The sequence below is a fragment of the Alkalibaculum bacchi genome (genome assembly GCF_937875145.1).
Lineage (GTDB): Bacteria > Bacillota > Clostridia > Eubacteriales > Alkalibacteraceae > Alkalibaculum > Alkalibaculum bacchi_A.
In genome coordinates this window covers 19,392-29,631 of the sequence record NZ_CALNCS010000141.1, presented here as the reverse complement: position 1 = coordinate 29,631, position 10,240 = coordinate 19,392, and the positions used below count along the sequence as shown (strand labels likewise).

10 protein-coding genes are annotated in these 10,240 nt (G+C 34.9%); all 10 read right to left on the bottom strand.

Annotated features, from left to right (window positions below; genetic code table 11):
* Window positions 1-282: 282 nt before the first annotated feature.
* The 10 genes from recA to dut all read right to left on the bottom strand — a co-directional run bounded on the left by recA (window position 283) and on the right by dut (window position 10,195).
* On the bottom strand, window positions 283-1,353 hold the full coding sequence (gene recA / locus Q7P22_RS08920) for a recombinase RecA (protein WP_303863337.1): 1,071 nt from the start codon (window positions 1,351-1,353) through the stop codon (window positions 283-285).
* Window positions 1,354-1,540: 187 nt separating this feature from the next.
* Entirely contained in the window at window positions 1,541-2,779 is a 1,239-nt protein-coding gene (locus Q7P22_RS08915) for a competence/damage-inducible protein A (protein ID WP_303863334.1), read from the bottom strand.
* Entirely contained in the window at window positions 2,776-3,396 is a 621-nt protein-coding gene (locus Q7P22_RS08910; RefSeq protein WP_369695513.1) for a flavin reductase family protein, read from the bottom strand. Before Q7P22_RS08910 ends, Q7P22_RS08915 begins: the two co-directional genes overlap by 4 nt.
* A gap of 195 nt (window positions 3,397-3,591) precedes the next feature.
* Window positions 3,592-3,999 carry a hypothetical protein gene (locus Q7P22_RS08905; protein WP_303863331.1) on the bottom strand — a complete coding sequence of 136 codons (408 nt, stop codon included), beginning with the start codon at window positions 3,997-3,999 and terminating at the stop codon, window positions 3,592-3,594.
* 87 nt (window positions 4,000-4,086) lie between these two features.
* Window positions 4,087-4,608, bottom strand: coding sequence for a CDP-diacylglycerol--glycerol-3-phosphate 3-phosphatidyltransferase (gene pgsA, locus Q7P22_RS08900; RefSeq protein WP_303863342.1), 522 nt, complete (start codon window positions 4,606-4,608; stop codon window positions 4,087-4,089).
* The gene (gene rimO / locus Q7P22_RS08895) at window positions 4,592-5,941 is read right to left on the bottom strand and encodes a 30S ribosomal protein S12 methylthiotransferase RimO (protein ID WP_303863328.1); all 1,350 of its coding nucleotides are present in this window, start codon (window positions 5,939-5,941) and stop codon (window positions 4,592-4,594) included. Before rimO ends, pgsA begins: the two co-directional genes overlap by 17 nt.
* Before the next feature lie 13 nt (window positions 5,942-5,954).
* Window positions 5,955-8,273 (bottom strand): DNA translocase FtsK, encoded by a 2,319-nt coding sequence (locus Q7P22_RS08890; RefSeq protein WP_303863325.1) that lies wholly within the window; start codon window positions 8,271-8,273, stop codon window positions 5,955-5,957.
* A 232-nt stretch (window positions 8,274-8,505) separates the two neighbouring features.
* Window positions 8,506-9,210 carry a ClpP family protease gene (locus Q7P22_RS08885; RefSeq protein WP_303863323.1) on the bottom strand — a complete coding sequence of 235 codons (705 nt, stop codon included), beginning with the start codon at window positions 9,208-9,210 and terminating at the stop codon, window positions 8,506-8,508.
* Between the two features lie 204 nt (window positions 9,211-9,414).
* Window positions 9,415-9,657 carry a YlmC/YmxH family sporulation protein gene (locus Q7P22_RS08880; protein ID WP_303863318.1) on the bottom strand — a complete coding sequence of 81 codons (243 nt, stop codon included), beginning with the start codon at window positions 9,655-9,657 and terminating at the stop codon, window positions 9,415-9,417.
* Window positions 9,658-9,754: 97 nt separating this feature from the next.
* Window positions 9,755-10,195, bottom strand: a complete 441-nt coding sequence (dut, locus tag Q7P22_RS08875; RefSeq protein WP_303863315.1) for a dUTP diphosphatase — start codon at window positions 10,193-10,195, stop codon at window positions 9,755-9,757.
* Window positions 10,196-10,240: the final 45 nt, after the last annotated feature.

Below are 10,240 nucleotides of genomic sequence, written 5' to 3'. Positions count from 1 at the left end.
CCCAACACAGTAGTAAAAGATAATTATTTGTTTATTTTTTCATGCGATAGCCGTGCTCTCAGGATTGAGTCAAGCTATAACACTCTCAGCAGATTGTAATAATAGTTTAAAAAGTTAAGCGTGCTTATATAAAAAAGTGCAAACCAATAAGGTAATGCACTTTTTCATATAATAACTTTTTTTAGTAATAGAGATTGCTCAAATCATTCCATAGCATCTAGGAAGTTTGTGATTCTAATCAATACCTTGATGCTAGCGATCAAAACAGGCGCTTTCTTATTCTTATTTCTGAATATCTTTTTCGATATCTACAGGGTCTATATTAATCTTATCTTCTTTAGTTTGTGGACTTACTGGACTAGCTCGTAGATTGAACTTTTCTCTAATTAAATTCTCTATTTCATCTGCTAAATGAGGATTATCCTTTAAGAATTGTTTTGAATTTTCTCTACCTTGCCCAAGTCTTTCACCTTTGTATGAATACCATGCACCAGATTTTAGTACAATATCGTGTTCGGCTGCAATATCTAAAATATCTCCAACCCTTGAGATTCCTTCTCCGTACATAATATCAAACTCAGCTGTTTTAAATGGAGGGGCAACTTTATTCTTAACGATTTTTACTCTTGTTCTATTTCCAATCATGTCCTGACCTTGCTTCAATGTCTCTACTCTTCGCACATCCATTCGAATAGAAGAATAGAATTTTAAAGCTCTACCGCCAGTTGTTGTCTCAGGATTACCAAACATGACGCCTATTTTTTCACGTAATTGATTGATAAATACAGCTGTAGTATTGGATTTATGGAGAACGCCTGTTAATTTTCTAAGAGCTTGAGACATAAGACGAGCTTGAAGCCCCATATGAGAATCGCCCATTTCTCCTTCAATCTCTGCTTTAGGTACCAATGCAGCAACAGAGTCAACAACGACAATATCAATAGCACCACTTCGAACTAATGCCTCAGTGATTTCTAAAGCTTGCTCTCCATTGTCTGGTTGAGATACGATTAGATTATCGATATCTACACCTAATGCCCTCGCGTATACAGGATCTAAGGCGTGTTCTGCATCGATAAAGGCAGCATTGCCACCATTCTTTTGTGCCTGAGCGATAATGTGTAAAGCTACAGTTGTTTTACCTGAAGATTCAGGTCCATAAATTTCTATAATTCTTCCTCTTGGTACACCACCAACACCTAAAGCAATATCCAATCCTATAGAAGATGTGGATATTACCTCTGTATTATTATTTATAGTACTTTCTCCTAATTTCATTACAGAACCTTTACCAAATTGTTTTTCAATTTGACCAAGAGCTGCTTGCAATGCTTTATCTTTTTCTAATGTCATGCTTAGCCGAACATCCTTTCCCTTTTAACTCTAACTGCGTTTTATTTCTAAATAAGTACACTATAGATGTACCCTTATAATGCATTATTGAATCTTTTTCTTAAGATTACAGCACAGAACGTTTGTTCTGTACTATTGTATAGCACTACTAAGTTTTAGTCAATAGCAATATTTGTTTAAAGACACCTCATTTTTCTTCTATAGCTTTTCGGATTTTATTTAAAGCTTCGTTAGATGCCCATAATTGAATCCTTTTCCGATCTCCTCTAAACTGATGTCTTGTCACTGTATATTGACCTTTGTATAAAATCCCAATATAAACTGTCCCTACAGGCTTATCTTCACTTCCTCCATCAGGACCTGCAATACCTGTTGTAGCCACTACAATATCTGTCTTATTTTTTTCATAAAGACCTTGTAACATTTCCCTAGCTGTTTCTTCGCTAACTGCACCGTACTCATCTAAAGTTTTTTGTTGTACACCTACAAAACGAACTTTCGCTTCGTTTGAATAGCACACAATGCCGCTATGAAAAGATTGAGATATACCAGGAAATTCACTTAATCTGCTGGCGATTTGCCCCGCTGTACAAGATTCTGCAATGGATATGGTTAAATTCTTTTCAACTAGCGATTTTCCTACAGCTTCTTGGAGGGAGATGTCTTCAAAGGCGTAGATATTCTGTTCGAATCTCTCCCTAATTACTACATCGTAATCCTGAAGTAGGCTCTCTACTTCTTCTCGCGATTTTCCATTTGCTGTAACTCGAATAAGTACTTCTCCAGGTTTAGCATAAGTTGCAATGGTAGGATTTTTTTGTTTGTCTATAAGGTCTAGCAAACGGTCTTCTACTGCAGATTCTCCAATAGAAGTAACTTTGTAATAATTTGAATAAAACTTTGTGTCAGTCTTCTTCATTAAATAGGGAAGGACACTTTGTTCAAACATAGGAATCATTTCCCTTGGAGGTCCTGGTAATAATATGATTGATTTATTATCCATTTCTGCTAATATACCAGGAGCTGTACCATTTAAATTAGGTATAGGAGAGGCTCCTTTAGGAATATAAGCTTGTTTGTAATTGTTTTGTGTAACCTGTGAATATCCGGATTTATAAATACGTTCTGTTATACCATCGTAAATCTTTTGATCTAAAACTAATTCTACGCCTAAAATTTCGGCTAGTATTTCTTTTGTAAGATCATCCTGAGTTGGTCCTAAACCTCCTGTCAAAATGACTACATCGCTTCTATTAAGAGAATTTTGTAAAGTCTCTTTTAAGCGATTAGGGTTATCACCTACTGTTGTATGGTAGTATATAGAAAAGCCTATATTCGATAACTCCTTTGAAATGTACTGTGCATTGGTATTTACAATATCTCCAATTAAAATTTCTGTGCCTACATTGATTAATTCACCTATCATTTAACGACCACCTTTCCCAATTTATCTTTTATTTTTTTCTTCTTTTTCTTCTTCTTTTTTACGGAAAAACCAAAGCTGCCGATCTTTTCACCTAATGAAAAGTATTCTCCATGAGCGTAAGCAGCTAAAGAACACTTATCTAAATGAAATTTTCCCTCTTTATCTATAAAACTGCTGTCTACATTGACAGCTAAAATATCTGCTATAAACATGTCATGAGAGCCTAAAGAGACCACATCAGTCACACTGCATTCTAAGGATACAGGGCTCTCTACAAGCATAGGGCAGGTTACTTTAGAGGCTTCTTCTATGTGAAGACCTGTGACAGCAAATTTATCTTCATTTCGCCCTGAGCGAACTCCACAGTAATCGGCTGCTTTTATCATATGAGTAGTCGTTAAGTTAATGATAAATTCCCCATTTTCTTTAATCAAATCATAGGAATATCGAGAAGGTCGAACGGATATATAGGTTTTTGGTGGAATCGTATTTAGAATACCCGTCCAACCAATAGTCAATACATTTGGTTTTTCTAAAGTACCGCAAGTAACCATAACAGGGGGCACTGGAGCAAGCATAGCGCCTCCTCTCCAAGTAATATTCTTCTGACTGGCCAATAATTCATCTCCTAAATAAAGAATGTGATATCCTTCGTCACTCGTTTCTTTATTACAAATATAAGTATTAAACTCACTGTAATAAAATCCAAACCTTGTAATTATTATTGCTATACTATTATTTATTTTTTATTAAACAATTATTTATACACAGTAGCAATAGAAAAAGCTAGCGACTAAAGCACCTTTGGTGCTTTAGCTTTGCTTCACAAATTTCGTTCCACATTTTGAGCAGGTAATATTTATTTTGCCTTTTCCTTTAGGCACCCGTAGTCCTTGCTTGCAATTTGGGCATTTGAAGTATTTGTGAGTTTTTCTGTCTTTTAGTGCGGTTTTTCTTTTATGATAAAAGGAGTATATTGGACTCAATTTTATCATAAACTTGTAGTTTTCTAATCTTCTCTTATCTACGTTCTTAGAAAATATCCGATACACGGCAAAAACAAAGGGAATATAGCTAATATAAGCTATAATAGGTAAATCCAATATGCCAGAAACAATAGACAACAGTAAAGATAGTATAAGTAATGCAAGGGAGAGCTGATCTCCACCATTTCTGCCCATCATCCATTTTTGAAGTTTATTTAATGGGTTGTTTTTCATGTAATCACGCTTTCTTTTTTTACCTTTTTAAAGGTTGTAAATCCATTTTACTGTGTAGAAAACAGCGATTCCTTGCGGAATTAAAGTTTAATTATTTGTATGTGTAAATACCTTACGATTGATGACAAAGTAATCTACACCAGAAAGAATGGTAAAGAATGTAGCTATATACATAATGTAGATACTGAAATTGATATTAAACAATGCTACAATGATAGCTATCATTTGTGTTACGGTTTTTATTTTACCCCACCAGCTAGCCGCGATGACGATATTATCTGATGCTGCTAGAGTGCGAAGACCTGTTACAGCAAATTCTCTTGAGATAATGATGATGACGATCCAAGAGGGAATAAATCCAATTTCTACAAGGCAAATAAGTGCAGAACATACGAGTAATTTATCTGCAAGTGGATCCATAAATTTTCCGAAGGTAGTGACTAAATTGTCTCTACGGGCAATGTACCCATCTAACCAATCTGTAGCGGATGCAATGATAAATATAATGGCAGCAATGGTTTGACCATTTTCCATTTCTCCTAACATAAAGACGATAAAGATAGGGATCATTATCACTCTTAATAAAGTCAGTTTATTTGGTAAGTTCATCTCCATGTACTATCTCTCCTATTAAATCATATTCTAATGCATCTACGATTCTAACGACACACAAATCCCCTTCCTCTAATCTCTTTTGAGAATGAACATATACGTATCCATCAATCTCTGGGGCGTCCATATAGCTGCGTCCTACAAAGGTATTAGGATCATCTGTCGCTCCCTCTATAAGCACCTCTATAATTTTTGAAACCTGTGATTCATTATGAGATAAGGATATATCTTGTTGCATCTCAAGGATTTGTTCCTGTCGTCTTATTTTTACCCCTTCTTCAATTTGCCCACCTAATAAGGCTGCAGGAGTTCCTTCTTCTAAGGAATAAGGAAATACGCCTAATCGATCAATTTGAAGATCTTTTAAAGTTTCAACCATAGCTTCAAACTCTTCTTCACTTTCACCAGGGAAACCAGTAATAATAGTAGATCGAATGATGATATCTGGTATTTCTCTTCGAAGGGTATTAATAAGATTTATAATTTTTGTCTTTGTAGTTCTTCTTGCCATTTTCTTTAATACACTATCTTCTGTATGCTGAAGAGGGATGTCTAAGTAGTGTAAAATCTTTTTGCTGTTCTTGATTACATCTATGAGATCTTCGCCAATATTTTCAGGATAGACATATAATAATCGAATCCATCTTAAGCCCTCAATTTTCTCTAGTTCCCTTAAAAGCATAGGCAGGGAGTGTTTTTCGTAAAGGTCGATTCCATACTGAGTAATATCTTGCGCAATAATGATGATTTCCTTTACTCCATTGTTTACTAATTGTTCAACCTCTCTTTTAATATCCTCTAACTTTCTACTTCTATATTTTCCCCTTAAATAAGGGATAATACAATAAGTACAATGATTATCACAGCCATCTCCGATTTTTACATAAGCGGTATACTTAGGTGTAGAGATTCTTCGAGGCAAAGATTCATCAAAAGAGTAATCAATATGTCCATAAGCGCAGACCTTTTCTCCTTTTAAAGTGTCTTCTATAATCTGTATGATATTTTCATAGTCTCCAGTACCCACTACTGCATCTAACTCTGGAATCTCATTTAGAAGTTCATCTTTGTATCTTTCTGAAAGGCAACCTGTAGCAATAAGGGCCTTAAGATTCCCATTTTCTTTGTACTGTCCTAACTGTAGAATCGTATCTATTGATTCTTCCTTAGCAGATTCAATAAATCCACAGGTATTAATGATGATGATATCTGCTTTAGAATGATCTTCCGTAATAGTATAGCTTCCTCTTTCAATTAAGCCTAACATAATTTCAGAATCGACTAAATTTTTGGCGCATCCTAAGGATACTAGCCCTACATTGTAACTCATAAAAGTAAATCTCCTATTCTTCTTGTGATTTCATATTTTCGTAATATGCTTCTTTTGATAATAATACTCTCCTAGGTTTACTTCCTTCTGGCCCAGAGATAATACCCTTTTCTTCCATTTCATCAATAATTCTACCCGCTCTTGCATATCCTACCCGGAGTTTCCTTTGAATCATAGATGTAGATATGGTATCAGATTCTAAGGTAAGTTCAATTGCTTGTGGGAGCATATCATCTTCAAAGTTATCATGGTCTTTTGCTACTTTAACGTCTTTAATTTCTTCAATGACTTTTTCACTATAGCTTGGGTCTCCTTGTTTCTTTACAAACTCTACGACTTTTTCTACTTCAATGTCGGATATAAAAGTCCCTTGTATACGCACTGGCTTTGCCTCACCTACTGGATGATAGAGCATATCTCCTCTACCTAAGAGCTTTTCGGCTCCTCCCATATCTAAAATCGTCCTTGAATCAACCGAAGAAGATACTGCAAAGGAAATTCTAGAAGGGACATTTGCCTTAATCAGTCCAGTAATAACGTCAACAGAAGGTCTTTGAGTAGCTAGGACAAGATGTATACCTGCGGCTCTCGCTAATTGAGCCAAACGACAAATGGCATTTTCTACTTCTCTAGGAGAGACCATCATCAAATCTGCCAATTCATCTATAATGATGACGAGCCTTGGCATGAGCTTTTTGCCCTTTTCACCAACAACCTGATTATATCTGTTAATATCCCTTACACCTTGATCTTTAAATGTTTTGTAACGCTCTGTCATTTCTCTTATAGCCCAATTTAAGGCTCCAGCAGCGTGTTTTGGTTCTGTTACTACAGGAATTAATAAATGTGGTATGCCATTGTAATTATTTAATTCTACCATTTTAGGATCGATTAATATAAGCTTTACTTCTTCAGGAGTAGCTTTATAAAGAATACTTGCAATGATGGAATTAATACAGACGCTCTTACCAGATCCTGTTGCTCCTGCAATAAGGATGTGAGGCATCTTAGCTAAATCACCAACAACTACATTCCCAGACAATTCTTTTCCTAGAGCAAAAGAAATTTTACTATTGAAATTCTTAAAGGCAGTACTATCTAATACTTCTCTGATATTGACAATAGATGTCTCTTTATTGGGCACTTCAATGCCTACTGCGGATTTACCAGGGATTGGGGCTTCGATTCGCACGCTTGTAGTAGCTAAACTTAAGGCTAAATCGTTAGACAAATTGACAATTTTGCTCACCTTTACTCCTGGCTCTAATTGAAGCTCGTATCTTGTAACACTAGGTCCCATACTAACTTCTACAACTTTTGTATTGATACCAAAATCTCGTAGGGTTTTTTCTAATGTACTTGCATTATGAATAATTTCCTTCTTGCTATTTGGATTTGCTGGTATAGGCGCATTTAATAGATCAGGGCTTGGAAAGACATAATCTTTTGGTATATGGTCCTGAATTAGAGGGCCATTGCTCGTTTGGTCTTCTAGCTGAATGATCTTTTCTTCTACCTCTTTTTGATTCTTAACTTTAATTCCTTTATTCATAGCAGGATTGGTTTCTGAATTTTTATTGCGTATATCTGCGTAATCTAGTATTTTGATTTTTTCTTCCTTATTTACTACAATTTTTTCTGGTTCTGTAGATGGTTTCTCTTCAGGACTACTATATCTCTTAGACTTGTTTAAAGCTAGCTTTTCAACAGGGAATTCAAGATTAGGTAGAATTTTTCTTTTAGGTCGATTTTTATGATTTTCCCTAAACTCTACAATTCCCTCATATAGTGATTTTCGCGAAATCAAGATGCTTGCAATGAGAGTAGTAATAAACAGGATAATAATTGTACCATATGTAGAAAACAATTTTACCAAAATTGAAGTAAAAAAGATACCTATAAATCCACCACCATCGTTTGTATGCAATGCTGTTTGAAAGATATCTAAGCTAAAAATATTCTCAATGATAAGATCATCGATCATGGTAATTGCAATACTAAAATTCAAAGTAAATAAAGCTATAGGAAGTGCTACAGACATCCAATAGGTCAATCCTTTTACGATAAAGTATGCTCCAAGGACTATAATAAATATGGTAAAGAGATAACTACTTTTTCCAAATAGAAAGTAAAATAAAGAGTTCAAATAATTTCCAATTGTTCCAGCGTCTTTAGCCACCAGGGCATAAAATCCAAATGATCCGAATAAAACAAATATTAAACCAATAATTTCACTAAATAACTTTGTGTCCCTAAAATCTACTTTCTTAGTGTTTTTTTTACGAGTACTTTTTTTTCTCGTATTTTTCTTTCTTTGTGTGGTCGATGCCATTTAATCACCTCAGGTTCTACTCTATATTTTACCACAAAACCCCTATAACAAGAAAGCGCCTTCGACGCTTTAGTCATCAGCAATTAGTGATTAAAGGGTAGTTAAACTATAGACAAACAATAGTTTGCGTTTTTTTTAATTTAAAAGATAAAAAAGCTACTCTCTTGTAAATAATATAAAAATGCACAGCTTTAAACTGTGCATAATAAACTTACACCTTTCACTTTTGATATTAGTTTTCCGCTTTTCTTTCATCGATAAGTTCCTGAATCTTAATAAGGGCATCGCTTAATCCCCCTACAGAATCAATCAAACCTTCATCTACAGCATTTTGTCCTACAAGTATGCTACCTAAGTCATTCGCCATTTCTCTGTTATTTAACATGAGCTCTTCAAAACGATCTTTTTGTATCTTTGAATTTTTCTCTACAAAGGAGACGATTCTCTCTTGCATCCTTTTGAAGTATTCAAAGCTTTGAGACACTGCAATGACTAATCCGCTTGTTCGGATAGGATGGATGGTCATAGAAGCTGTAGGTGCAATAAAGGAGTGATTTGTACTTACGGATAATGGCACGCCAATACTATGACCTCCACCAATAACTAGGGATACGCTTGGTTTTTTCATGCTTGAAATAAGCTCAGAAAGAGCTAGACCTGCTTCTACGTCTCCTCCTACTGTATTAATAATAAGAAATAGACCTTCATACTTAGGGTTTTGTTCTACGGCTAAAAGCTGGGGGATCACATGTTCGTATTTCGTCGATTTTCTCCCTTGAGGTAATTCTCCATGACCTTCAATTTCTCCAATGATAGGTAGAGTAAAAATACTGCTTTCAAAATCAGGAATATTCACTTGTCCTAATTCTTGCAAGTTTTGTAATTCGTTGTCGTTCTCGTTTTGGTTAATATTCTGAAATATATTCTTATTGTTCATATCACACCACCATATTATAGTTAAAAGATTCAATCTTACTATAGTATGTGGTTGGATTAGTTTTTTATACATTAAAAAAGTTAGACGGTCGGACGAGATATACGCTTTGCGCAATGAATAATTTAAAATTGAGAATTCCTTTTTCTATCTATAAATTGATAGGAAACTCGATAATTATTTAACTACCGTTCAACCATCCTTCATTTAAATCGATACCATAATAGTGTCTTTTCCAATTTTTTTAATATTTTCCCAAGGAATCACTGTTTTGAATTCTTCCTGTTTTCCTAAAAAGGAAAAAAAGGAGCCTGCACCTTCTATGACGATAATAGATATAATCTGTCCTGTGGAGATGTCAATATCTAATTCACAATTACCAAAAGTGCCTAATTTTTCACCAGTTTCAATATTTATTATTTCTCGATCTCTTAATTCGCCAAATCTCATTTCATCCGCCTCCAACTTCATCTTATGTATTCATATGAGGGTTTTCGGGAAAATATGATAAAAAAGTGCCGAAGGCACTTTAGTTATCAGCGTTCAGCTAGTAGCCTGAGTGTCCAAAGCCACCTTCTCCACGCAGTGTATCGTTTAAAACTTCTACTTTTTCAAATACAGCCCTAGAATATTGATTAATGACCATTTGAGCAATTCTCTCTCCAGGGTCTATCGTGTAATCTTTTTCTCCTAGATTGATGAGTATAACCTGAATTTCACCTCTATAGTCACAATCAATCGTACCTATTCCATTCGCCACTACTATACCAAATTTTAGAGTCATTCCACTTCTAGAGCGAATTTGAGCCTCATATCCTAGGGGCAAGGCTATAAAAAGGCCAGTAGGAATCAATTTAATCTTACCTTTTTCTATAATAATGGGCTCATCAAGATTTGCACATAAATCCATCCCCGCAGCACCTTCTGTTTGATAAGCAGGAAGAGGATATTTTGATTTGTTAATGATTTGAATTTTTATTTTGTTCATCGTTTTACTCCTTAATAATAAAAGTTGGACGGAAAAAACTTTAAT